This window comes from Achromobacter sp. D7-1, from assembly GCF_059760445.1.
This window is the reverse complement of the sequence record NZ_JCBAMT010000007.1, coordinates 54,816-77,175: the sequence shown is the minus strand read 5'-3', so window position 1 is coordinate 77,175 and position 22,360 is coordinate 54,816. Positions and strand designations below refer to the sequence as shown.

At 65.4% G+C, this 22,360-nt stretch carries 21 protein-coding genes; 8 read left to right on the top strand and 13 right to left on the bottom strand.

The genetic code is table 11. The features are described 5' to 3' along the window. Positions 1–17: 17 nt before the first annotated feature. A complete protein-coding gene (locus AC6LKD_RS05110; RefSeq protein WP_013394538.1) occupies positions 18–1,223 on the top strand; it encodes a benzoate/H(+) symporter BenE family transporter in 1,206 nt (401 codons plus the stop codon). Between the two features lie 36 nt (positions 1,224–1,259). Here AC6LKD_RS05110 and AC6LKD_RS05105 read toward each other — a convergent pair whose 3' ends face one another. The 3 genes from AC6LKD_RS05105 to AC6LKD_RS05095 are packed head-to-tail and all read right to left on the bottom strand — an operon-like array spanning position 1,260 to position 4,685. After that, entirely contained in the window at positions 1,260–2,822 is a 1,563-nt protein-coding gene (locus AC6LKD_RS05105; protein WP_492276385.1) for an amidohydrolase family protein, read from the bottom strand. A 20-nt stretch (positions 2,823–2,842) separates the two neighbouring features. After that, positions 2,843–3,817, bottom strand: a complete 975-nt coding sequence (locus AC6LKD_RS05100) for an alkaline phosphatase D family protein (protein ID WP_492276384.1) — start codon at positions 3,815–3,817, stop codon at positions 2,843–2,845. Between the two features lie 10 nt (positions 3,818–3,827). Then, entirely contained in the window at positions 3,828–4,685 is an 858-nt protein-coding gene (locus AC6LKD_RS05095; RefSeq protein ID WP_498115411.1) for a DUF2272 domain-containing protein, read from the bottom strand. Positions 4,686–5,166: 481 nt separating this feature from the next. On the opposite strand from AC6LKD_RS05095, the gene AC6LKD_RS05090 reads away from it, so the two are divergent. The 5 genes from AC6LKD_RS05090 (at position 5,167) to AC6LKD_RS05070 (ending at position 10,469) form a co-directional block, all read left to right on the top strand. After that, positions 5,167–6,690 carry an amidohydrolase family protein gene (locus AC6LKD_RS05090; protein ID WP_498115409.1) on the top strand — a complete coding sequence of 508 codons (1,524 nt, stop codon included), beginning with the start codon at positions 5,167–5,169 and terminating at the stop codon, positions 6,688–6,690. Between the two features lie 117 nt (positions 6,691–6,807). Further along, complete coding sequence (locus AC6LKD_RS05085) at positions 6,808–7,917, top strand: ABC transporter substrate-binding protein (RefSeq protein ID WP_498115407.1); 1,110 nt, start codon at positions 6,808–6,810, stop codon at positions 7,915–7,917. 9 nt (positions 7,918–7,926) lie between these two features. Continuing rightward, entirely contained in the window at positions 7,927–8,778 is an 852-nt protein-coding gene (locus AC6LKD_RS05080; protein WP_498115405.1) for an ABC transporter permease, read from the top strand. After that, a complete protein-coding gene (locus AC6LKD_RS05075) occupies positions 8,775–9,584 on the top strand; it encodes an ABC transporter permease (RefSeq protein WP_498115403.1) in 810 nt (269 codons plus the stop codon). Before AC6LKD_RS05080 ends, AC6LKD_RS05075 begins: the two co-directional genes overlap by 4 nt. A gap of 15 nt (positions 9,585–9,599) precedes the next feature. Next, on the top strand, positions 9,600–10,469 hold the full coding sequence (locus AC6LKD_RS05070; protein WP_498115401.1) for an ABC transporter ATP-binding protein: 870 nt from the start codon (positions 9,600–9,602) through the stop codon (positions 10,467–10,469). Between the two features lie 47 nt (positions 10,470–10,516). Here AC6LKD_RS05070 and AC6LKD_RS05065 read toward each other — a convergent pair whose 3' ends face one another. The 9 genes from AC6LKD_RS05065 to AC6LKD_RS05025 all read right to left on the bottom strand — a co-directional run bounded on the left by AC6LKD_RS05065 (position 10,517) and on the right by AC6LKD_RS05025 (position 18,422). Next, entirely contained in the window at positions 10,517–11,470 is a 954-nt protein-coding gene (locus AC6LKD_RS05065) for a Bug family tripartite tricarboxylate transporter substrate binding protein (protein ID WP_013394547.1), read from the bottom strand. A gap of 138 nt (positions 11,471–11,608) precedes the next feature. Further along, positions 11,609–12,028, bottom strand: a complete 420-nt coding sequence (locus tag AC6LKD_RS05060; protein ID WP_498115399.1) for a nuclear transport factor 2 family protein — start codon at positions 12,026–12,028, stop codon at positions 11,609–11,611. Between the two features lie 8 nt (positions 12,029–12,036). Further along, positions 12,037–13,260: an NAD(P)/FAD-dependent oxidoreductase gene (locus AC6LKD_RS05055; protein ID WP_498115397.1), complete on the bottom strand. Its 1,224-nt coding sequence runs from the start codon at positions 13,258–13,260 to the stop codon at positions 12,037–12,039. Beyond that, positions 13,257–13,577 carry a non-heme iron oxygenase ferredoxin subunit gene (locus AC6LKD_RS05050; protein ID WP_013394550.1) on the bottom strand — a complete coding sequence of 107 codons (321 nt, stop codon included), beginning with the start codon at positions 13,575–13,577 and terminating at the stop codon, positions 13,257–13,259. Before AC6LKD_RS05050 ends, AC6LKD_RS05055 begins: the two co-directional genes overlap by 4 nt. 2 nt (positions 13,578–13,579) lie before the next feature. Beyond that, positions 13,580–14,848 carry an aromatic ring-hydroxylating dioxygenase subunit alpha gene (locus tag AC6LKD_RS05045; protein ID WP_013394551.1) on the bottom strand — a complete coding sequence of 423 codons (1,269 nt, stop codon included), beginning with the start codon at positions 14,846–14,848 and terminating at the stop codon, positions 13,580–13,582. 22 nt (positions 14,849–14,870) lie between these two features. Next, positions 14,871–15,362: an aromatic-ring-hydroxylating dioxygenase subunit beta gene (locus AC6LKD_RS05040; RefSeq protein WP_013394552.1), complete on the bottom strand. Its 492-nt coding sequence runs from the start codon at positions 15,360–15,362 to the stop codon at positions 14,871–14,873. Between the two features lie 35 nt (positions 15,363–15,397). After that, the gene (locus tag AC6LKD_RS05035; RefSeq protein ID WP_013394553.1) at positions 15,398–16,501 is read right to left on the bottom strand and encodes a cupin domain-containing protein; all 1,104 of its coding nucleotides are present in this window, start codon (positions 16,499–16,501) and stop codon (positions 15,398–15,400) included. 57 nt (positions 16,502–16,558) lie between these two features. Then, positions 16,559–17,557, bottom strand: a complete 999-nt coding sequence (locus AC6LKD_RS05030; protein ID WP_498115396.1) for an ornithine cyclodeaminase family protein — start codon at positions 17,555–17,557, stop codon at positions 16,559–16,561. Further along, a complete protein-coding gene (locus AC6LKD_RS05025; protein WP_492276371.1) occupies positions 17,550–18,422 on the bottom strand; it encodes a fumarylacetoacetate hydrolase family protein in 873 nt (290 codons plus the stop codon). Before AC6LKD_RS05025 ends, AC6LKD_RS05030 begins: the two co-directional genes overlap by 8 nt. Before the next feature lie 216 nt (positions 18,423–18,638). Between AC6LKD_RS05025 and AC6LKD_RS05020 the strand changes: the two genes are divergently transcribed. Next, on the top strand, positions 18,639–19,370 hold the full coding sequence (locus AC6LKD_RS05020) for a GntR family transcriptional regulator (protein WP_088141226.1): 732 nt from the start codon (positions 18,639–18,641) through the stop codon (positions 19,368–19,370). A gap of 15 nt (positions 19,371–19,385) precedes the next feature. Further along, on the top strand, positions 19,386–20,204 hold the full coding sequence (thiM, locus tag AC6LKD_RS05015; protein ID WP_498115394.1) for a hydroxyethylthiazole kinase: 819 nt from the start codon (positions 19,386–19,388) through the stop codon (positions 20,202–20,204). A 3-nt stretch (positions 20,205–20,207) separates the two neighbouring features. Here the strand turns inward: thiM and AC6LKD_RS05010 are convergent, their stop codons facing one another. Next, on the bottom strand, positions 20,208–22,310 hold the full coding sequence (locus tag AC6LKD_RS05010; protein WP_498115392.1) for a TonB-dependent receptor: 2,103 nt from the start codon (positions 22,308–22,310) through the stop codon (positions 20,208–20,210). Between the last annotated feature and the right edge of the window lie 50 nt (positions 22,311–22,360).

Below are 22,360 nucleotides of genomic sequence, written 5' to 3'. Positions count from 1 at the left end.
ATTAATGAGATAAGTCCATGGCCCACCCAGACACGATTCCAGCCGCTCCATCGTCATTCCCGGCAACCGAGCTGACGAACGCTTTCGTCGCCTTCCTGTTCTCCGCATCCGCGCCGGTGGCCATCATCCTGAGCGCGGGCGTGAAGGGAGGCCTCAGCCAGGCGACCCTGGCTTCGTGGATCTTTGCCGCATTCGTGCTCAATGGCATCCTCACCATCGTGATGTCCGCCATCTACCGGCAGCCGCTCGCCTTCCTCTGGACCATCCCCGGCGCGGTGCTGGTCGCCAGCGCCCTGCAACATCTGCCCTTTGCCGAGGTCATCGGCGCCTATCTGCTGACCGCCGCGCTGATGCTGGTGCTGGGATTGACGGGCTGGGTCGGCGCCATCATGGACCGCATCCCCATGCCCATCGTCATGGGCATGGTCGCCGGCGTCTTCCTCAGCTTCGCGCTGGACTGGATCAAGTCGTTCGCGTCCGATCCCTGGCTCGCGGGCGTCATGACCGCCACCTTCTTCCTGGTCTCGGTCTTCCCTGCCGTGCAAAAGCGGCTATCGCCCATTATCGGCGCGCTGATCGCGGGAATAGGCGTGCTGATGTTCATGGGACGAGCGCCACAGCTGGAGCACGTCACGCTGGCGACCTCGGTGGCCAGCCCGCAGTTCTACGCGCCGGTATTCTCCTGGGCCGCGGCATTCGAGCTGGTGCTGCCTCTGGCCGTGACCGTGATCGCGGTGCAGAACGCGCAAGGGATTGCGGTGCTGAGGAATTCGCTGCATCGTCCGCCGGTCAATGCGATCACCAACGCCTGCGGCGTGTTCTCGGCGCTGACCGCCTGCCTGGGCTGCGTCTCGACCTGTCTGGCCGGCCCATCGAACGCCATCATCGCCTCCGGCGCCGACGCGTCGCGGCACTGGCTTGCCGCGATCTTCCTGGGTGTGATGGTGATCGTGTTCGGACTCTTTTCGCCGCTGGTCACGCAGGCGCTGCTGGCCACGCCCGCCGCCTTCGTGGCCACGCTGGCGGGGCTGGCGCTCTTGCGCATCCTGCAAGGCGCGTTCCATACCGCCTTCCGCCAGCACTTCACGCTGGGCGCCCTGGTCGCCTTCCTGGTGACCCTCGGCGGCCTGCCCCTGCTTGGCATTGGCGCGCCGTTCTGGGGCGTGGTGTTCGGCGTGGCGACCAGCTTCATCCTGGAGCGCGCGGATTTTTCGAAGACCTGATGGCCAAAACCGTGCGGACGGCGCACAAGTACTGACTCAAGAAGCCGGAGGCGGTTGTGCTGCTTTGCCAAAACAGCCAATCGCATTGCCTCCAAAGAGCGATTCAGGATTTATGAAATCTCTCGTCGCTCGCAAGATTTCCGACGGATACCGGGCCCATGCGCGCTCTTGAGAGAGCATGTGCCAATCGCTGCCATACATGAGCCTGGCACTCAGCACTGCATGAGTTTCGAAGATCCTCTTCAATTGATCGCGCGCGATGCAACTCTCCAACTTTCCACATCTCAGATTTTCCCAGTAACCCGTATCGCCATAGAGGTTCTTCCCCGCGCCAGCCTCCATCAGTGCGGCAAACCCGGCTGACCAACCCTCAAGATCGTCTCCCCCAAAGTGGCCGATGTTCACACGGGGCGAGTCCAGTTTCATCAGCGCTTGCGTCCATCCCTGCGGGCTTGCGTACTCGTCATGCAGGTCATCCAACCCCATTGTTGATGCGCCGTGAGCCATCACCGGTACGTCCAGACGCTGGGCAATGTTCCACATCGCCGTCAGCTCACGTTCCAGGGCTGCGCCCGAGGGTATCCCCGGGCGCATCGGGTGAACGTCAGGGTTTACAAGCGGCCTGAATCCGTTCGGCGGGTAAATCTTGATACCGACAAACCCCCGCCTTTCTATCGCGTCGGCCACCCGCAAGCGCACCCGCTTGGGGTCCAGCACCGCACTCCAGGGGTTGTACGCAACCAAGGGGCGCATGTATCCATTCGACAGCACTGAAAGCAACTGATGCAGCGCTATCTGGCTCTCTTGCGATGAAAGGGCTGCGGGAGCCAACCAATAATCAAAGTCGACCAAGGAAGCAAACACGCGATCCACCCCGAAAGCCTGGTCACCGGTGGTGAACGACTGCTGGTACGCGAGCAGGTTCATCCATCGATAAGACAGCATGTATCCCACAAAACCCACAACACCTTCGCGATATGCTCCACCTCCCTGGGCCTCGCCATCGCTCATGGGTTCTACCAGTCCTCCGGTCTCGGTGGCTTGAAAAACCATTGCCATCGTGTCCGGTCCCAAGTTTCCGTCCACCCCTCCCTGTGTAAAGCTCGCTGGCGCCGCATCGTTGTAGATCGTCTCAAATTCGGTTCCTCGTACCACCTCGAAGAAGAAGGCTGACTGTCTTTTCAAGAACTCTGCTCGCCGCTGGTGCAGGACAGTTTCGCTTGCCTCTGGCGGCAGGCCCATTACCGCATGGTTGCGGGCCATCCCGACAAGCTCTTTGATTTCTTCATCGGCGGTCGGCGCCAGGGATGCAATCCGGCCGGCAAGTGGGGCCAATGCCCTAATCAGCGTCCTGGATACTCCGGACCTGCTATGCGCAACCGGTCCCGCCAGGAATCCTTCCACCGGCACATCGCTGGCATTAAAGAAGTGCGCGTGGGTATCGACCACCCAAGCCGGAGCGCCCTCGGCCTTCCGCCCAGGACGCGGTGTGAGGATAGGGCTGAGGCCCTCGGGCGGAGCGCTGCCTTGAGCGTTTTCCGAAGCTCGGCGCGGCCATCGGCAGCCCCCAACAAAGGGCAGCACGGCGAGCGCGCTCAAGAGTTCGCGACGCCGGGGTTTCATACAGGGAGCCAGCTCGCGCGGCTTAGTTTGCGCGAATGGCGCGGCTCAGGCTGGTTCTCCGCGAAAAAAGAAAATGAAACGTGCGTCTCGTCGATATCGACGAGACCATAGTTCCTGTACGTCTCTCCTACCGTCACGGCGTATTTCACTGCCGCGCCCGATGAGGTCGCCTCATGCAGGGGCCAACCCGTGGTGTAAAAAGCATCAGACTCGTTACGGTGGATATCGCCGCTGAGCACCAGGATCTTGCTGATGGCTGCCCGACCAAGCAGCCACTCCCAGTCACCGGCATACCCAACCTTGTAATCAGCACAGGTTGAGCCACTGGCGAAGAGGTGAATGGCATCAGGCGCGCGCTCCATAGCAGCGTCGAAGCCGGCTCTTTGTCGGGCGCCCAATATCGTGCGCGCGTCGTCTGGAATCAGCCAGGTTCCCGTACGCCAGCTACGCACATCGGCAAGATGCAACATCACGTCATTCGACAGCTTGATACTTGGCGATTCCAGAGGCGGCTGATTCTCCTTCCAAAGGGACGGAGCATTGTAGGCATTGGGAAATGAGCCCGCCGCCATGCCTTTCTTCAGAGTCCTACGAAACGCCTCATGCAGGGCAGTGCTGATACGCAGTTTCGGCGCCTGAGCGGGGCTTTCCCTGGCAACCGCTCCCAGCACATCATTCCATAGGCAGTCGTGATCGTCCCAAGTCGTCCAGACACGACCTGTTGGCAAGGACTTCACAAGTCTTGAGAACTGCGCCTGCTGAAGCAGCTCGCTGTACCGAGAAAACGCATGCTTGGCAAAGTCGTCCACGCCCATATCTTTTGGATGCCCTGCTTCCTCGACATGTATGTCCAGGTACATGCTGTCGCCGAGCAAGATCAGATGATCTGGCGCTTGCGCCCTGATCCAGTCCCAAACGGGTTGGTCATTGAATACATTGGTGGCGATGCAGGACGCAAATGCGATGCGCATAAGAGTTCCCTCAAGCGATTCGATTTTTCATCAGGACAATTGCTTCTCCAACCAACTTTCCCTTATCGAACCGCTGGTTCTTTCCGAGTTTTCCGTCGGCGGTCAGCTGGTATCCGGTGACGAAGACGGATTGCCTGACGTTGCCGCCCACGGCCAATGCAACCTCGGAACCTACCGCCACGACAATGTCAGAATGGCTAGGAGCCTCCGGATTTTTCGTCGCGGCGAGATATTGGTCGAACGTGAAGGGAGTTCCCCGCCAACTGCCGATGATGTCGCCGACCTGCGGCTTGTCTTCCGTTAAGGGAACACCCCAGAACGGCGCGGACGCATCCTTGCTCGCCCCCTTCTTGATGGCATCCCACATGAACCTCGCGTGGCCGATGGACTGCTTGAAGGCCTGGTACTCCGGGATAACCTTCGCCGCGTTCCTTACCATGAGGGAAATGGCAACGGCAGACCAGGGGTAAGCAGTATCTTTCCCGGTCAGGTTCTTACCCAGCGCCTTCCACATTTCGTGGATGTAGCTGCTATAGGGTTCAGCGTTCTCTTTACCCTGCCCTTTGTCGAATCGAAGCCACTGCTCCACCGCGGCCGCCACAAGCGCTTCGCGAGCGCGCGTAGCGGGTGACCGCAACGTTGGCTGTTTGGCCTTGGCCCACTTGAACTTCGAGTCCGCCAGGCCGTCAACCGAGTATCCCTGGAGCGGCACCCCGCCAATTTCCGTTTGAACGTGATGCCACCCACCGGGCGCATCCCCCAGATCGAAGATTTCCTCGCCTAGCGTGAGACTGCCGATCGGTGAGTTCTTCACAGTACTGGGCGTGGCCCGCAGGTTGACAGCCTCGACATTGACGAAACGTTTCATGGGACGCTCCCTGACCGCACCCGGGCGTTGGCCGCTGTGCACGCCAAACCGAGACAACGATCTCTATCAACTCAATATGCAAAAGCCGGCACCTTTTCCAAGGTGCAGTGCAAGCCAAAGTACGTGAAAAGATCCGCATCATCTCTCCGCCAATTGCATGAAACACAATGGCGCAGATACCATCCGCACACACAAAAATCCTGGGCAAGAAGTGCTCCCCTCAAGTTATTGCCATAGGAGCGAGGTGCGCGGCCTTGGCCGCAACCATGTTAGGAGTGTCTTTTTGTCGGCGCATACCCAAATTTGAGTATGCGGACCGCAAGACCCGTCCATTGCCACACCCAAGCCATAAGCACATCACTCAGTTAGAAATTGCGTATCGGTCGTTTGGTCTGACGACCATCTCCCGTACTGTGATCAGTCCGCGCCAGCCTTGCCGAATCCGCAAGGCGCCGCGTTCGTTTCACTCTCGGAGACCCGCATGAACGACCGGCTGCACCGTACCCAGGCTTCCCGCTCCGCCGCCATCAAGGCGAAGCTGGACTATCCCGTGATCGATACCGACGTACACGTCAACGACTATGCGCCTGTGCTGGAGGACTACATCCAGCACTATGGCGGCTCCAAGCTGGTGGATGTGCTGCGCAAGACGCAGGGCTCGCGCTTCGCCACCAAGTCCCAGGGCAAGGACTGGTATCAGCAGACGCCCGCGGAACGACAACGCAATCGCACGCTGCGTTCGCCCTGGTGGGCGCGCGTCACGCGCAATACCCTGGACCTGGCCACGGTCACGCTGCCGGAGCTGCTATATGAACGCCTGGAGGAGCAAGGCTCCGACTACTCCATCCTGTTTCCCAACGACGTGCTGGCGCCGCTGGGCGCAGGCGACGAATACCGTCAGCCCTTGCATCGCGCGATCAACCATTTCCATGCGGACCAGTACCGCAAGTACAGCGACCGGCTGACGCCCGTGGCGGGCATTCCCCTGAACACGCCGCAGGAAGCCATTGAAGAACTCGAATTCGCCGTCAAGACGCTGGGGCTGAAGGTGGCGAACATTCCGGGCGGCGTGCGCCGGCCGATCAAGGCCATCGCCGACAAGTACCCGCCGGCGGAGTACCCGGAGATCGCGCGGCATGCGTCCTACGTCGACTTCTTCGGGCTGGACAGCGAGTACGACTACGACCCGTTCTGGGCCAAGGCGGTGGAACTGGGCGTGCCGCTCGCCACCCATTACGGCAGCCAGGGCTGGACTGGCCGACATTCCATCAGCAACTACATGTTCAACCATATCGGCCATTTCGCCGACGGCTCCCAGGCCTTCGCCAAGGCGCTGTTCTTCGGCGGCGTGACCCGGCGCTTTCCGGATCTGCGCGTGGCCTTGCTGGAGGGCGGCGCGGATTGGGGCGCACATGTGTATGCGCACCTGGTGGACCGCTGGGAAAAGCGCAACCGCAACGCCGTGCAGCAGTACAACCCGGCCAATGCGGACGTAGAACTGCTGGCGGACCTGTTCGAGCGATACGGCGCCGAACTGCTGAAGGGACGCGAAGTGAACAAGGACACCCTGCTGCGCGACAGCCTGGGCCTGTCGGCGCTGCATCACAGCCGCGAGCCCCAGGGCGATGAGCTCGACGACTTCGCAGCGGCCGGCATCGAAAGCGTGGAGGACATCCGCAAGCGCTGGGTCGACAGCTTCTACTTCGGCTCGGAAGCCGACGACCGGACCATAGGCGCCGCCTTCAACGACCGCGCCAACCCGCTGAACACCAAGCTCAATGCGATCTGGTCGTCCGACGTCGGCCACTGGGACGTGCCCGACCTGACCGAACCGCTGGCCGAAAGCTGGGACCTGGTCGAGGACGGCGTGATCAGCGCGGCGGACTTCAAGGCCCTGGTGTTCGACAACCCCTACCGCTTCTATACCCAGGCGCACCCCGAATTCTTCAAGGGCACGCGCATCGAGCAGAAGCTGCAGGCGCGCTCCCAGAAGCGCGCGGCCTGACCCTCACCGCAAACCGCACTGCCACCCGCCGGTTCGCGCCGGCGGATGGACAGTCCTGCCCGCGGCTGGCGCGCGCCGGCCCGGGCCTGTCTTTCATCATCATCTTACGGAACGACCATGCGCACCCTGCCCTCTCTCCACAGCCTGATTTCACGCCTGATGCTGGGCGCTGCCCTGTGCGCCGTCAGCCTGGCCTCCCTGGCCGCCCCCGACGTGGTCCGCATCGGCGTGGCCACCGCCGGCGGCGGCGACCCGATCACCTGGGGCGGATCCCCGGGCGGCGTGGCGCGCGCCAACAACTGGCTGGAGGAAGCCTTCCAGGGCACCGGCACCCAGGTGCAATGGCTGTTCTTCAAGGGCGCCGGCCCCGCGGTCAACGAAGCGCTCTCGAACAAGCAGATCGATTTCGCCTACCAGGGCGACCTGCCTTCAGTGGTGGGCCGATCCAACGGGTTGAAGACCCGCATCCTGCTGGGCAGCGGCGTGCGCAACAACCTGTACGTCTCCACGCCCAAGGACTCCGCGCTGCAATCGCTGGACGATTTGAAGGACCGCAAGGTGTCGATCTTCCGCGGCACCAATGGCCATCTGGTTGCGATCAATGTGCTGGCCTCGCGTCAGCTGACCGAGCGCGACATCAAGGGCGTCAACCTGGACACGGGCAGCGCGCAGGCGGCGCTGGTCTCCAATGGCGTGGACGCCGCCTTTGGCGGCTATGAGTACTTCAAGCTGCGCGACCAAGGCCTGGCGCGCATCATCTACTCGACCAAGGGCCAGGATCCCTCGTTCACCCGCCAGGCGTCGTTGTTGGTGCGCGAGGACTTCGAGAAGGAGAACCCCGAAGCCGTGCAGCGCGTGGTCGACGTGTTCGTGCGCGCGGCGCAATGGTCCTCCGACGAACAGAACCGCGACGCGCTCTTCAAGGTCTGGGCGCGCAGCGGCACGCCTTACGCGTCCTGGCAGGCGGAGTTCGAAGGCGAAGTGCTGGCCGTGCGCAACTCGCCGCTGCTGGACCAGTTCCTCGCCGCGCGCTACCAGGCCGTGGCGGACGATGCGCTGAAACTGAAGCTGATCCGCCGTCCCGTGAGCGTGGACGGCTGGTTCGAGCCGCGCTACCTCGACGCCGCGCTGCGGAAGGCCAATCTTGCCACCCGCTGGACCGCGTTCAATGCGCAGGGCCAGCCGGCATCCGGCGAGCGCCAGGCCAACGCCGCCGCGGCGCGATAAGGAGTTGTCATGTCCGCGAATACTCTGAGCGCGCCGCTGCCGTCCGCGCGCCATGCGCCCCTTGATCTGCTGCGCAACGCCGGCGGCCGCCTGCTGCCCTGGTTGCTGCCGCTGGCGTTGCTCGCGCTCTGGCAGCTGGGCGCGGCGCAGGGCTGGATCTCCCCGCAAGTGCTGCCTTCGCCCCACTTCGTCTGGCTGACCTTGCAGGACCTCTACAGCAGCGGCGACCTCTGGCTGCACGTGCAGGCCAGCATGCAGCGCGTGCTGGTGGGCTTCGCGGCCGGCAGCGCGTTGGGCCTGGCGCTGGGCGCGGCGATGGGATTGTGGCGTCCGCTGGAAGCCTACATCCTGCCCACCTTCAACGCGCTGGTGCAGATTCCGGTACTGGCCTGGCTGCCCTTCGTGCTGCTGCTGGTAGGCATAGGCGAACCGCTGAAATACATCCTGATCGCCAAGGCCGCGCTGGTGCCGGTGACGCTGAACACCTTGCAGGGATTCCGGCAGACCCCGAGCAACTTGCTGGAAGTGGCCCGCGTCTATGGCTACACGCGCCGCCAGCAGGTGCTGGAAGTGGTGCTGCCGCATGCGCTGCCCACGCTCTTCACCGGCCTGCGCCTGGGCTTCACCAAGGCCTGGCTGTCGCTGGTCGTGGTGGAGCTGGTCGCGTCCAGCGAAGGGCTGGGCTACCTGATCGTCTATGGCCGCCAGCTGTTCCAGCTGGACCTGGTGATGGCGGCGGTGCTCGTGGTGGGCGCCATCGGCTATGCCATCGACAAGTTGTTGGACCTGGCCGAAGTCCGCGCGGGCGGCGGCCAGGCCGCTACCCGCCTGGGTACGACGTCCACGGGAGCCCACGCATGATGGCGGCATTTATCTCCTCGCCTCCCGCCGCCCGCCGCGCAAGCCGTTGGCTGCAAGCACGCTGGCGCGGCCTGGTGCTGCCCGTTGCCGCGATCCTGGTCTGGTGGGCGCTGGCGCGGCTGGACTGGGTCTCCACACCCTTGCTGGTGTCGCCGGGCAAGGTGCTGGACACCGCGGCCAGCCAGATCTCCTCGGGCCGGCTGTGGCGCGCGCTGAGCGCGAGCCTTGCGCGTGAATTTACCGGCTTCGCAATAGGCACCGTGCTCGGTCTGATACTCGGCGCGCTGCTGGGCCTGCTGCCGCTGTTCAACCGCATCGTGGGCCCCAGCTTCAATACCTTCAAGCAGATCTCGCTGTTCGCCTGGATTCCGCTGATCTCGGTTTGGTTCGGCCTGGGCGACGTGGCCAAAGTGACGTTCCTGTCGCTTGCGGCCCTGGTGCCCGTGGTCGTCAATACCTGCGACGGCATACGCAGCACGCCCACGGCCCTGCTGGAGGTAGCACGCGTGTTCGGCTATTCCCACTGGCAGACCTTGCTGCACGTGGTGCTGCCGTCGGCGGCGCCTTCGATCTTCACCGGCGTGTACCTGGCGCTGATCTACTCCTGGCTGGCGACCATAGGCGCGGAGTACCTGTTGGTGGCCGGCCACGGCATCGGCAACACCCTGATCGAAGGCAGCGAACACTTTCAGATGGATCTGGTGATCTTCGGCATGTTCGTGATCGGCCTGGTGGGATGGACCATGAATGCATGGGCCCGCGCGCTGGAGCGCCGGCTGACGCGGCACCGCCCGGGCGCCGCCTGATAAAGAAGGAAAGGAATGACGAGCATCTTCGGCAAGGAATTGAGTATCCGCGGCGTGGGCAAGCGGTATGCCGGCCCCGGCGACGGCGCGCAGGCGCTGCAAGTGCTGCACGACATCAACCTCGACGTGTCCGCCGGGCGCTTCGTCAGCATTGTGGGCGCCAGCGGCTGCGGCAAATCCACGCTGCTGCGCCTGATCCTGGGGCTGGACGGCGACTACTCCGGCCAGATCCTGCTGGATGGCAAGCCAGTGCAAGGCGCGGGCCTGGACCGCGGCATCGTGTTCCAGGACCATCGCCTTTTCCCATGGCTGAACGTGGAACGCAATATCGCGACGGCGCTACGCAACGCGCCCTTGTCGAAGGCGGAAAAGCGCGAGCTGGTGGCCGAGCATATCGCGCTGGTCGGATTGCAGGGCTTCGAGCAGTCCTACCCGCACCAGATTTCGGGCGGCATGGCTCAGCGCGTGGCGATCGCGCGCGGCCTGGTCAACCGGCCGCGGGTGCTACTGCTGGACGAGCCGCTGGGCGCCCTGGACGCGTTGACGCGGTCGCGGTTGCAGAACGAGTTGCAGCGCATCTGGCAACACGAAAAGATCACCATGGTGCTGGTCACCCACGACGTGGAGGAAGCCGTATTCCTGGGCGACCGCGTGGTGGTGATGCAGCCGCGTCCGGGCCGCATACGCCGCATCGTCGACATCGATCTGCCGCATCCGCGCCACCGCAGCGATCCGCGCTTCATCCGGCTGCGCGATGACGTGCTGAGCGATTTTCTCGATCCGGACGGGCGCGTGGCCGACAACGAACCGCTGCCGCCTCCCGGAGGACTGGCGGCCACGGTGGGAGCCTTGCCCGCATTGGGACGCTTGCGCATGGCTTGGTAGGAAGCCGGCGGCTCACGCCGCCGGCTTCCACTGCGAGGGTCCGCCGCTCAGTCGATCGACGCGCCCGCCACCTTCACCACCTTGCCCAGCCGCGCGTACTCTTCCGCGCCGAACTCCGCCAGCGACTGGCGCGAGGTGGCCGACGGAATGGCGCCGCGAGACTCCAGCATCTTGCGCACTTCGGGCTGCTGCAACGCGCGGTTGACGGCGGCGTTGAGCTTGTCCAGCACCGCCACCGGCGTACCCTTGGGCGCGTACAGGCCGTCCCAGGCGAAGAACTCATAACCCTTCAGGCCCGCCTCGTTGATCGTGGGAATGTCCGGGTTGGACGCCACCCGCTCCGGCGTCGTCACGCCCAGCGCGCGCAGCTTGCCTGCCGCGATCTGCCCCGACACATTGGGCATCACGTCGATCATGAACGAAATGCGGCCGCCCAGCAGATCGGTCATGGCCGCGCCACCGCCCTTGTAGGGGATGTGCATGACCTTGGTCCCCGCCATCTGGTTCAGCAGCTCACAGGCCAGGTGCGAGGACGTGCCGTTGCCCGCCGAACCGCAGGTCAGTTCGCCCGGGTTGGCCTTGGCATAGGCCAGCAGCTGCGCCAGGGTCTTGAAGCGCTCGTCCGTGGCGTTGACCACCAGCGCCGCGGCGATGACCGTGAAGCGCGAGATCGGCTCGAAGTCGGAAGGCGCGTAGCCCGGCGACTTGTACAGCCAGTGGTTGGTGGCCTGGGTGCCGTTGGTGCCGTAGGCCAGCGTGTAGCCGTCGGGCTTGGCGCGCGCGGCGATCGAGGTGCCGATATTGCCGCCCGCGCCGGGGCGGTTCTCGACGATGATGGATTGGCCGAGTTCGCGCGACAGCGGTTCCGCGACCAGGCGCGCCAGCGTGTCGCCGCCGCCCCCGGCCGCGAACGGCACCACCAGCGTGATCGGGTGTGTCGGCCAGTCGGCCTGTTGCGCCTGGACGCCGGACACGACGGCCGCACAGGCGGCCGCCAACATGCATTGCAAGATTCTTGAAGGTTTCACGGTTTGTCTCCTGAGGAATTTTAGTTTCGCGTCCACTGCTTTTTGAATAGTCCGGACGCGCGAGCTTGTATCGGTTCGGGGCAGGCGGGGATCTCGGTGATGCTCATGCCGTCATTCCGGCGGAAGATGGCGGCGGCTGCTCTTGTCGGCCAGGCGCCAGCCGCCGTCCGTCTCCACCAGCACGTCCTGGCATTCGCGGATGGCCACCAGGCGCGGCGCGCCGCCTTGTTCATGCGGCACGCTGTCGTAGGCGGTCAGGAAGTAGCCGACCGTCGCTCGCGCGCCGGCCAGTTCGATCAGCCGCAAGTTGGTGATGACATGGCAGGTGCTGCGCTCCGGCGCGCGGGCATTCAGGGCTTCCAGGATTTCCTGGCGGCCGGCAAGCCGGCGTCCCTGCCGCTGCCAGACGCCGTCCTGGGTCATGAGCGCGGCGGCGGCTTCATGACGTCGCGTGTCCAGCGCGTGGAAGAATTCCAGCACCACGGATTCGCAGGCCGTCTTGGCAAGCATGGGCAAAATCGGGTTTTCCATTGCGATCCTCATTCGATCTGGGCGCTGGCCAGCGGCACATCCGGCCGCTGCAACAACGCCGGGTCCAGGGCCGCGCGCTGCGCGATCCATTTGCGCAGCTGGCGGAAATCGCGCGCCGCATCCACCGATACGCCGGCCACGGCGCGGCCACCGGCGTCCAGCGCCACCGACAGCAAGGCGCGGTCCCCCGCCTGGGGCCGCAGCACTTCGCTGCAGGCCAGGCCCGGAAATCCGACGATCTGCACCATGGCGTCGTATTGCTCCGACCAGACGGCGCCGGTCGGCGCATAAGGGGCGCCCTGACCCAGGGCCGACAGCGCGGCGGCCGCGCCCTGGTCCTGCGCGTTCTGCCAGGACTCCATGCGCGCGTGGCCGTGCTCGGCCGCCAGCACCGCGACGTCGCCCGCCGCGTAGACGTCGGGCGCCGAGGTCCTGCAATATGCGTCCACCAGCACGCCACGTTCGCAGGCGATGCCGGCCTCGCGCGCCAGTTCGTCATTGGCCCGCAGGCCCACGCCCAGCACGATGGCGTCGGCATCCAGGCGGGTGCCGTCGGACAGTTCCGCCACCGGACGGCCGTCCGCCTGCGCCAGCACCGCGCGCAGACCGGTGTTCAGCCGCAAGTCCACGCCATGCGCGGCATGTAGCGCGGCCAGGTGCGCCGAGACGCCGGGCTGCACGCTGCGGGCGCACAGCCGCGGCCCTTGCTCCAGCACGGTCACGGCGCTGCCTGACTGGCGCGCCGTCGCCGTCACCTCCAGCCCGATCCACCCGCCGCCGACCACGACCAGGCGGCGGCCCGGTCCCAGGCTGGCGCGCAGGCGCAAGGCGTCGCCCCGGGTGCGCAGCACGTGCACGCCCGGGCCGTCGATGCCCGGCAGCGCGGGCACTATCGGTCTGCCGCCCATGCACAGGATCAGCTTGTCGTAGGCAATGGCGCCGCCGTCCGAGGTATCCACCTGCCTGTCAGCCAGGCGCAGGCGCGTGGCTGCCACGCCCGGCTGGAACTCGATGCGCAGCGCGCGCAGCCGATCGGCCGAAAACAGCTCGGTGCTTTCAGGCACGGCCTGGCCGCCCAGCACCGCCTTGCTCAAGGGCGGGCGCTCGTACGGCGCGTGAGGTTCATCGCCCAGCAGCACGATGCGGCCTTCGTAGCCGCGCTCGCGCAAGGTCGCCGCGGCCCAGCCGCCCGCCTGGCCCGCGCCGACCACCACTATGGCGGCCGAGCTCATGCGGCCTCCGCCTTCAGGTAGACCGTGCCCGCCTCCACCCGCACCTCGTAGCGGCGCAGGTCCGTCGTAACCGGCGGGCATTGCGGCTTGCCGGTGCGGATGTCGAAAACGCCCTGGTGCAACGGGCATTCGATGGTGCCGTCCTCCAGGTAGCCATCGGCCAGGCTGGCGTTGCCGTGCGGGCAGCGGTCCTGCGTGGCGCAAATATCGCCCTGCAGATCGTAGAGGCAGACGCCCTCGCCTTCGTGCACCACGCGCAGGGTGCCGGTGTCGGGCGAAATGTCCGACACCATCGCCACAGGTTTCCAGGTATCCATGCTCACAGCCCCATCGCCTGGCGGTAGTAGTCGTAGAAGGACCGGATCAAGACCTCGGTCACCATGTAGTCGGCGGGCTCGGTATCGCGGCCGCCCATCTCGACGATGCCGCGCGCTTCCGGATAGCCGGTAACGCCGATCTGCACCTGGTTCAGCATTTCGCTGTCGTCCATCGACACGAAGCCGGCGGGACCCAGCAGGTTGGCGTGCTTCAGGCGCAGGCGGGTCATTTCCTCGTCGTCGTCCTCGTAGCCGTAATAGGTGAACACCAGCTCATGCTCGGTGGGGCTGCGCGGGATGACGTGGCGGGTCTTGAGCGAATTGGCCTGGATGCCGAACTGGGCGGCGGGAAACACCCAGGCGCCGCCTACGCGGCCACGGTTGAACTCGGCGCGCGGCGTCACCGTCTCCAGGTCCAGCAGTTCGAGGTCGTCGCGGAAGCGGCTCATCTCCGTGGTGGCCTCGGTCTTCTTCTTGCCCTCGTTGTGCGACACCATCACGCTGTGCGCGCCGCCGCCCGTGGGGATGCACTCGGACTTGGAATCCGCGCGCCACAGGCCGAAGGTGATGTAGAAGGTGTGCAGCAGCGTGGCGTGGTACGGATCCTTCAGGTTCTCGAGGTACATCTTCCAGTTGCTGGGGATCAGCTGACGGCTGTAGCCCAGCAGCTTGAGCGGCTTGCCCGGCAGCATGTGGTCGATCTCGGCCAGCACTTCCGGGCCGCAGTAATCCTCGAAGCTGGGCGCATCCTCAGCGAAGGTGGCCCAGATCGAGCCGCCGCGGTTCACGCTGCGCAGCTTGCGGATGCCGTTCTGCTTGGGATCGAAATCGCGCGGCATGCCCCCCTTGCCCATGGCGCCGCGGCGGAACGGCACGCCCTGCAGATTGCCGTTCAGGTCATAGTTCCATTGGTGGTACGGGCAGGTGAAATCCTCGACCTTGCCGGTGTTCTGCCAACAGATCTGCGCGCCGCGGTGGGCGCAGCGGTTCTCCAGCACGTTGATCTCGCCTTCCGCGTTGCGGACCATGACCACGGGGCGGTTGCCGATCCAGTTGCGCTTGTAGCAGCCCACTTCGGGCACTTCGCATTCCAGACCCACGTAGTTCCAGGTCTTGCCGCCGAAGAACACGTCCATTTCCTTCTGGAAGATGGCGGGATCGGTGTAGACCCAGTTGGGGATGCGCGTGTAGCCCTCCTTGGGCCAGCGGCGTTCGATATGGATGGGGGCCGCCGCCGGAGCCTCCGGCGCGGTGGTGTGGGAACAGGTCATGAGAAGTATCCTCGGGGCGGATTCAGATGGGAACGATGAGCGAGGTGCGCACGCGGTAGTTGTCGTACACGCAGTCGCGGCGGCTGAAGGCCAAGCCCTCGGGCGTCACGCGCACCACGTCCAGGTAGCGGCCCACCATGTTCAAGGTGGGCTCCCGGTCGGACAGGGACTCCATCACCGCGAAGTTGGCCTGCGCCACGATGTGGTCGCCCTGCACTTCCAGCACGCGTACGCCGCTGACGAAGTGGCGCAGCGAGCGCGGCTCGAACATGGTGGTTTCGCGCAGGGCCGTGACGCGGTCGCGCACCATGTTCTTGTTCATGCAGTAGATCAGGCCCAGCGGCAGGCCGGCGTCATGGTTCTCGCGCGACAGCACGCGGTAATGGCAGTCTTCGGTGAAGAAGCCAGGCCAGTCCTCCAGCCGGTCTTCGTCCAGGCAGTAGGCGTAGTCGTCGTAGAAGTCCCGCAGGCGCGCGCGCAGCGCCGGGGTGTCGGAAAGCTCGGTCATGGTCATTGCGGATCCAGGTATCGGTTCTAGGAAATCGCGTGCTAGCGCGGCGTGGCGGCCAGTTGCGCGCGGTTGCTTTCGAAGCCGCTCTGGCTGCCCAGCGCCAGGATCGGCTCCTGCATGCGCTCCTGCCAGATCAGCGACTCCATGGCGATCTGCAGCGGATGGTCCTGCACCGTCAGCGCGGAGGTGGTCTCCGTGCCCGAGTGATGCGAGTGCATGGCCCAGCCCGGCGCCGACAGGATCAGGTCGCCCGCCTTCCAGTCCAGCCGCGTGCCGTTGACCTTGCTGTAGCCGTTGCCGCGCAGGTAATAATTGATGGCCGACGAGCTGTGACGGTGCGGCACGTGATGGTTGTCCGGCGGCGACGAGGAAATGGTGGCGAAGAAGCTGTGCGTGGTGCCGATGCGGCGTTCGGTCGCCGGGTTGTACAGCACGAACAGGCGGCGGCCGTTGTAGCCGCGCGCCATGTCCTCGACGCTGGGCAGCTGGCGCGAGACCGCGGCCCAGGGCCAGTGCAAGGCCTTGGATTCCAGCACCTCGATGTCGATCAGCCATTCGTAGCCCAGCAGCCAGGCGCCTTCAGGCGTGATCTGCTCGCGCAGCGCCAGGTCGCGCGAACGGGCCGCATCCGGCGCGCGCGGCGGCACCGGCTTGGTGTTGGCGTCGGCCGGCGGCACGCCGCCCTCGAATTCCTCGACGTAGTGGATCTCCAGCTTTTCCAGCAACGGCGCGTTGGAGTACGACAGCCGCACCCACGGCGTCTTGCCCTCGTTACGGTAGGAATGCACCTGCATGGCGGGGGTGTTCCATACGTCCCAGTGCCCCACGCGGATGTCGCGCCCGGCCACCGTGGCCACGCCCTCACCGCTGATACAGATCTCCAGCATGTTGGAGTTCTTGCGCAGGTTGTAGGTGCTCTCGCCCGGATTGACCACATTGACGGTGACGTCCGTTCCCGGGGCCAGGCCCAGACCCGGCGCCGTGGCTTCAGGGTGCACGATGAGGGACGCGCGGCGGCCGTTGTCCGGCCGGGGCGCGTCCGTCAGGCGCGCGATCTCAAGATCGATATCCTCTTTGGGGATGACGATGGACTGCCATTTGTTTTGTTCCCGCGGACTGGCGCCGCTGACATCGACGAACATGGGGTCTCCTCTTGCCGCCGGCGCCTCGCGCCGGCTGTCTGGTGATGCGGATTCGGTTCAGGGCTGCGACAGCAGCAGGTTCTCGCGGGTCTGCGGCGGCAGCGCCACGCCCAGGCCATGGTCGCGGGCATGCTCGTACACCACCCGCGCCATCGCCAGGTCGGACAAGCCCATGCCCATGCCCTTGAAGATCGTCAGCCGGGCGTCCTGCGGGCGGCCTGCGTCGGCGGCGAGCAGATCGCTCAGCACCGTAACGCCCTGCCACGGCGCGCCGTCGGCGCCGTAGCGCTCGCGCAATTCACGCGAGCTGCGGCGCGCGTTCTCCATATCGTCCACCACCACTCGGTCCGCGCGCTCGAACACGTCCTGCGCGAATTCGGCCTTGGCCGGCAGGATCGCGCCCACGGCGTTCAGGTGCCTGCAGTCGGCCAGCATGGCCGCGTCGACGAAAGGTTCGACGGCGCGCGTGATCAAGGTGACGATTTCCGCGCCGGCCAGCGCCTGCTCCAGGCTGGATGCTTCCTCGACCTCGAATCGATACTTGCCTTGCACGCTGGCGATAAAGGCGCGGCGCTTTTCCGGCGTGGGGCTGTAGACGCGCACGCGGCGCAGATCGCGCACGGCGGCCAGCGCGGCCAGCTGGGTCACGGCCTGCGGACCCGTGCCGATCAGCGCGGCACAGGATGCGTCGGCCGGCGCCAGCGCCCGCGTGGCGACGCCGCTGATCGCGGCGGTGCGCAGCATGCCCAGCGCGCGCGCCTCGATCACGGCGCGCAGAAAGCCCGACTCGGCATCGAACAGGCTGAACAGCGAGCCGCCGCCGTTCTTGGTATGGACCCAAGTCTTGAATCCCGCATAGCCGCCGGCGCCGGTCTGCACCGAACCCAATGCATGCATCGAACTGCCGTCGCCCCAGGTCGCCAGCGCCTTGGGCAGGTTGCGCGCCTGCTCGCGCCCTTGCGCGACCAGCATGGCATGCAGGGCTTCGATCGCCTTGGGAATGTCCAGCACCGAGACCACGTCCCGTTCCGTCAGGTACCGCAGCGCATCAGTCATGCGCGTCTCCTTGTTGGTCGGCGGCGGGCTCGTCCGTCACCGTGTTGACCAGCGTCCCGATGCCGGGGATCTCGACTTCCAGCGTGTCGCCGGCGTTCATGAAGCGCGGCGGCTTGCGGCTGGAACCCACGCCCTCCGGCGTGCCGGTGGCGATCACGTCGCCGGGCGACAGGCGGGTGAAGCTGCTGATGTAGGCAATCAGCTCGGGAATGGGGAAGATCAGGTCGGACACCTGCCCGTGCTGCATGACCTCGCCGTTCAGGCGCGAGATGACTTCCAGGCGCGCCGGATCGCCGATCTCGTCGGCGGTGACCAGACAGGGGCCGAGCGCGCCGCTGCGCTCGAAGTTCTTGCCCGGCGTCACTTGCGCGTTGTGCTTCTGGAAATCACGCACGGAGTTCTCGGCCATGCAGGTGTAGCCAGCCACGTGAGCGAGGGCGTCCTTGGCAGCGATGTGGCGGCCGCCGCGGCCGATCACCACGGCCAATTCGGCCTCGTAGTCGAACCGGTCAGAAGCTTGCGGTTTCCACACCGGGTCGCCATGGCCGACGAAACTGTCCGCAAAGCGCGCAAACAGCGAGGGATGCGCGGGCAGCTCACGCCCGGCCTCGGCCACATGGCGGCCATAGTTCAGCCCTACGCAGAGGATCTTGCGCGGTGCCACGACCGGCGGCAGCAGACGCAACCCGGCCAAGGGCAGACAGGCCGCTGGGTCTTGCGCCTCGGCGGCGCGCGCGATCTGCTCCACCCCTGCCTCCAACGCCGCGACCATGTCCGGCCAGATCTGCGTCAGCGCCACGACCTCGGTGCCGCGCAACACGCCCCAGGCGCTGCGGCCTGCCTGAACGAAGCTGATGAGCCTCATGTTGTCTCCTGTGCTTGCGGCGGCTTATCGCATGCATTGAGAGATTTCTTTGCATGCATTCGTCGCCTTATTCGTACTTGAACCGCTGTTTTTCCGAATTATTGCATGCAATTTTGATAAATCGCAAGGCGGAGAGGGTTTTTTTATTGACTATTGCATGCAATTTTGACGGTACACTGAAAGCCTTCAAAGACCGGGATCCGCCCACATCTCTCTATGGCCGCACAAATCGATAAAGTCATTTCGGAACTCCGGGACATGGTGCTTTCAGGCGTGCTGCAGCCCGGGGAACGCGTGGTCGAATTGCAGTTCTCGGCGCGCCTGGGCGTGTCGCGCACCCCGCTGCGCATAGCGCTGACCGAGCTGGAAAAGGAAGGTTTGCTGGAACGGCTGCCGTCGCGCGGCTTCCGCGTGCGAGCTTTTACCGTGGACGAGATCGGCGATGCGGTGGACGTGCGCGGCGTGCTCGAAGGCATGGCGGCCCGCCTGCTGGCCGAGCGCGGCGCCTCGCAGGACGTGCTGGACCGACTGTCGCAAGCGGTGGAAGAAGGACGCGCCCTGCTGGCGCCCGCCCGCCGCGATCCCAACACCACGGTGGATGCGCGCGCCTGGGGGCAGATCAACCGGCGCTTTCACGAGATCCTGTGCGAAGCCGCGGGCAACCGCGCGCTCTTGTCGGCGCTGGAACACAACAACAAGACGCCCCTGGCCGGCCCGGCCGCGCTGACCCTGCCGTCCACGCCGTCGTTGCTGGAAACACCGTTCGTGCTGCGCGCGCAGGCGGACCACGAAGACCTGCTGCGCGCCATCACGCGCCGCGAGGCCGTGCGCGCCGAAAACCTGATGCGCGAACACGCCTACCGCAGCCGCGAAAACAAGCGCGTGCTGCTGGAATCGCTGCGCGGCGCCCTGCCCGCGCAGCCCGGGCTGTCGGACGTCAGCGCTTAATCAGAGCCCCTACGCATGCAACACACCCCAGACCTTTCCGCCCAGGCGCTCATTTCGCGCGAGCTTTTCACCGCCGTGCGCCGCGATGCGCCGCTGGTGCAGTGCCTGACCAATTTCGTATCCATGAACACCGCGGCCAACGTGCTGCTGGCCATGGGCGCCTCGCCCGCCATGGTGCATGCCCAGGAAGAAGCGCCCGAGTTCGCGCGCCTCTGCGGCGCGGTCGTGATCAATATCGGCACCCTGTCCTCGCCCTGGCTGGACAGCATGCTGCTGACCGCCGCCTCGGCCAACGAAGCCGGCATCCCCTGGGTGCTGGATCCGGTGGCCCATCACGCCACCGCCTTCCGCCGCGACGCGGTGCGGCGCCTGCTGGACCTGCGGCCCGCCATCATCCGCGGCAATGCCTCGGAGATCATCGCGCTGGCTGGCGGACAAAGCGCGGGCAAGGGGGTGGATGCGGGCGACGCAGTCGCGCAGGCGGAAGCATCGGCGCACGCCCTGGCCGCAAGCCTAGGCACGGTGGTGGCGGTCACCGGCGAAACCGACTATGTCACGGATGGAACGCGCGCCGTGCGCATCACGGGCGGCTCGCCCCTGATGCCGCGCGTCACGGCCACCGGCTGCGCGCTGACGGCGCTGGTCGGCGCCTGCGCCGCAGTGTCCAAGGAAGACCCCTACTCGGCGGCTGTTGTCGCCTTGTCGTGCTTCGCCATCGCCGGCCAGCGCGCCGGTGAACTGGCGCAAGGACCTGGATCGTTCGCGTGGCGCTTCCTGGATGCGCTGGCGGCGTTGGAAGCGGACGACCTTGGCCGGGAATCGCCGCTGCGCTAGCCCTTACATGCGGTACTGCAGGCTCAGCATCGCATTGCGCGGCGCGCCCGGCATGTTCAGGTTGGGGCTGCTGCCGTGGGCCGACACGATATAGCCGGCGTCGAACAGGTTGTACACGTTCAACTGCACCGAATACGGTCCCTGACGCCACCACGCCGCGGCGTCGGCCGTCACATAGCCCGGCAGCCTGACGGTATTGCCCGGATTGGCGTAGCGCGCGCCCACCAGGTTCAGGCCGGCGCCCACGCCAAAGCCCTCTCCCAGGTCCTTGGTGACCCAGACGTTGCCGGCGTGGCGCGGCGTCAGCGTGGCGCGTTTGCCTTCCACGTTCTTGCCGCCGTCCCGGGCAATGGATTCAGTGATACGGGCATCGAGGTAGGCGTATCCCAGCATCGCGCGCCAGCCGTCGCCAAGTTCTCCCGCCAAGGTCCATTCCGCGCCGTCCGTGCGCTGCGTGCCGACCGGCACCAGCGTGTTGGTGACGGGGTTGTTGACCTTGATATCGGTGCGCTCCAGGCGGAAGACTGACACCGTGGTCGACAGCTTGCCACCAAGGAAGTCGTACTTGGCGCCGATTTCGTAGTTGGTGGTTTTCTCGGGCGCCAGGTCGGCGTTGTTCGCGGCCAGCGAGAACGCTTCGCCGGATGGCTGGTACGACTGGCTCCACGAAATGTAGTACGACTGCACCGAATCGGGCTGGAACACCAGGCCCAGGCGCGGGCTCCAGTTGGAATCGGTACGGGCCAGGTTGGTGCCGTTGCGGCGGTCTTCGGTCTTCTGCTCGAAGCGGTCGTGGCGCACGCCGCCCAGCACTTTCCAGTGTTCGCCCAGCGACACCATGTCCTGCACGTACAGGCCCAGGGTGTTGAAACGGCCCAGGTTGTCCGTGCCGGGACGGCCGCCCAACTGCAAGGGCAAAGTCGGCAGCACCGGATCGAACAGGTCGACGGTCGCCACATTATTGGCCGAGTAGTTCACCAGGTCCTTGTTCTGCTGGCCGACCTCCACGCCGTACAGGATCTCGTGCCGCACCGCGCCCCACTGCGCGCGTTGCGTCAGTTCGGTCTGGTTGGTCCAGCCGTGTTCTTCGCGCATCACGTTCGAGCGGTTCAAGGTCACGGTCCTTGCGGCCTCGTTCACGATGCCGGGCAAGGTGTTATTGCGATCCAGGGTGTAGTGGTAGTAGCGCGTGGCGTTGCGCAGCGACCAGTTCTCGTTGAAACGATGGTTCAGCGTGGCGGCATACGACTGCACCCGCGCCTGCGAGTAGTCCGCGTCGCGCGCGTTTTCGGCGCCGTAGTAGGTGGAAGGATCCACCTCCACCGGACGGCCATGGTAGGCCGGGATGCCAAAGTCCGTGACGCGGCGGTCTTCGAGGAATTCGGTCTGCAGCAGCAGCGTCGTATCCTCGCCCAGGCGGAATTGGGCGGACGGCGCTATCGCCTTGCGGTCCAGGAATTGCTTGTCGCGGTAGCTGTCGCCCTTCTCCACCGCGCCGGTCAGGCGCCACGCCATGCTGCCGCTTTCCGTCGAACGGCCCAGGTCCAGATCCAGACGCCGGTCATTCCAGGAGCCGTAGCTCAGGCCCAGTTGCGTGATGTCCTCTCCGGGCTTCTTGGTGATGCGGTTGATCAGGCCGCCCGACGATCCCCGGCCGTACAGCACCGCGGCCGGTCCCTTGATGACGTCGATGCGCTCGACGTTGGACAGGTCGCGGAAATACAGCGCGTCGTCGCGGAAGCCGTCGACGAACTGGTCGGCGATGGCGGTAAAGCCCCGGATCGACACCTGGTCACGCTGTCCATCGCCGGTGGAGAAGCTCACGCCCGGCACGTTCTTCAACGCGTCCTGCATCGAATTGGAGTGCTGATCGCGCATGACCTCCGCGGGCACCACGTTCACGGTCTGCGGAATATCGCGCAAGGGAACATCGATCTTGGTGGCGCTGGACGAGTCAGGCGGGTTGTAGCTTTGCGCCGCCGCGTCGTTGCCGTACACGCTGACGGCGGGCAAGGTTGGAGTGCTGGTCTGGGCTTGCGCGGGAGCCGGGCTGGCCAGGGGTGCCAGGACAATCAATGCTGCGGAAATCGAACGAGGGGCGTGCATGGCCGTGCTGCGTCTTTCTAAAGTAGTTTGAAATGGAACGATCGGCGATT

Bases quoted from the DNA above. Each gene is read 5' to 3' on its own strand.
- AC6LKD_RS05065 (WP_013394547.1), bottom strand. From the start codon at position 11,470: ATGTTGGCGGCCGCCTGTGCGGCCGTCGTGTCCGGCGTCCAGGCGCAA.
- AC6LKD_RS05075 (WP_498115403.1), top strand. From the start codon at position 8,775: ATGATGGCGGCATTTATCTCCTCGCCTCCCGCCGCCCGCCGCGCAAGC.
- AC6LKD_RS05085 (WP_498115407.1), top strand. From the start codon at position 6,808: ATGCGCACCCTGCCCTCTCTCCACAGCCTGATTTCACGCCTGATGCTG.
- AC6LKD_RS05045 (WP_013394551.1), bottom strand. From the start codon at position 14,848: ATGACCTGTTCCCACACCACCGCGCCGGAGGCTCCGGCGGCGGCCCCC.
- AC6LKD_RS05055 (WP_498115397.1), bottom strand. From the start codon at position 13,260: ATGAGCTCGGCCGCCATAGTGGTGGTCGGCGCGGGCCAGGCGGGCGGC.
- AC6LKD_RS05030 (WP_498115396.1), bottom strand. From the start codon at position 17,557: ATGACTGATGCGCTGCGGTACCTGACGGAACGGGACGTGGTCTCGGTG.
- AC6LKD_RS05035 (WP_013394553.1), bottom strand. From the start codon at position 16,501: ATGTTCGTCGATGTCAGCGGCGCCAGTCCGCGGGAACAAAACAAATGG.
- AC6LKD_RS05080 (WP_498115405.1), top strand. From the start codon at position 7,927: ATGTCCGCGAATACTCTGAGCGCGCCGCTGCCGTCCGCGCGCCATGCG.
- AC6LKD_RS05020 (WP_088141226.1), top strand. From the start codon at position 18,639: ATGGCCGCACAAATCGATAAAGTCATTTCGGAACTCCGGGACATGGTG.
- AC6LKD_RS05010 (WP_498115392.1), bottom strand. From the start codon at position 22,310: ATGCACGCCCCTCGTTCGATTTCCGCAGCATTGATTGTCCTGGCACCC.
- AC6LKD_RS05090 (WP_498115409.1), top strand. From the start codon at position 5,167: ATGAACGACCGGCTGCACCGTACCCAGGCTTCCCGCTCCGCCGCCATC.
- AC6LKD_RS05095 (WP_498115411.1), bottom strand. From the start codon at position 4,685: ATGAAACGTTTCGTCAATGTCGAGGCTGTCAACCTGCGGGCCACGCCC.
- AC6LKD_RS05060 (WP_498115399.1), bottom strand. From the start codon at position 12,028: ATGGAAAACCCGATTTTGCCCATGCTTGCCAAGACGGCCTGCGAATCC.
- AC6LKD_RS05100 (WP_492276384.1), bottom strand. From the start codon at position 3,817: ATGCGCATCGCATTTGCGTCCTGCATCGCCACCAATGTATTCAATGAC.
- AC6LKD_RS05040 (WP_013394552.1), bottom strand. From the start codon at position 15,362: ATGACCATGACCGAGCTTTCCGACACCCCGGCGCTGCGCGCGCGCCTG.
- AC6LKD_RS05110 (WP_013394538.1), top strand. From the start codon at position 18: ATGGCCCACCCAGACACGATTCCAGCCGCTCCATCGTCATTCCCGGCA.
- AC6LKD_RS05070 (WP_498115401.1), top strand. From the start codon at position 9,600: ATGACGAGCATCTTCGGCAAGGAATTGAGTATCCGCGGCGTGGGCAAG.
- AC6LKD_RS05050 (WP_013394550.1), bottom strand. From the start codon at position 13,577: ATGGATACCTGGAAACCTGTGGCGATGGTGTCGGACATTTCGCCCGAC.
- thiM (WP_498115394.1), top strand. From the start codon at position 19,386: ATGCAACACACCCCAGACCTTTCCGCCCAGGCGCTCATTTCGCGCGAG.
- AC6LKD_RS05025 (WP_492276371.1), bottom strand. From the start codon at position 18,422: ATGAGGCTCATCAGCTTCGTTCAGGCAGGCCGCAGCGCCTGGGGCGTG.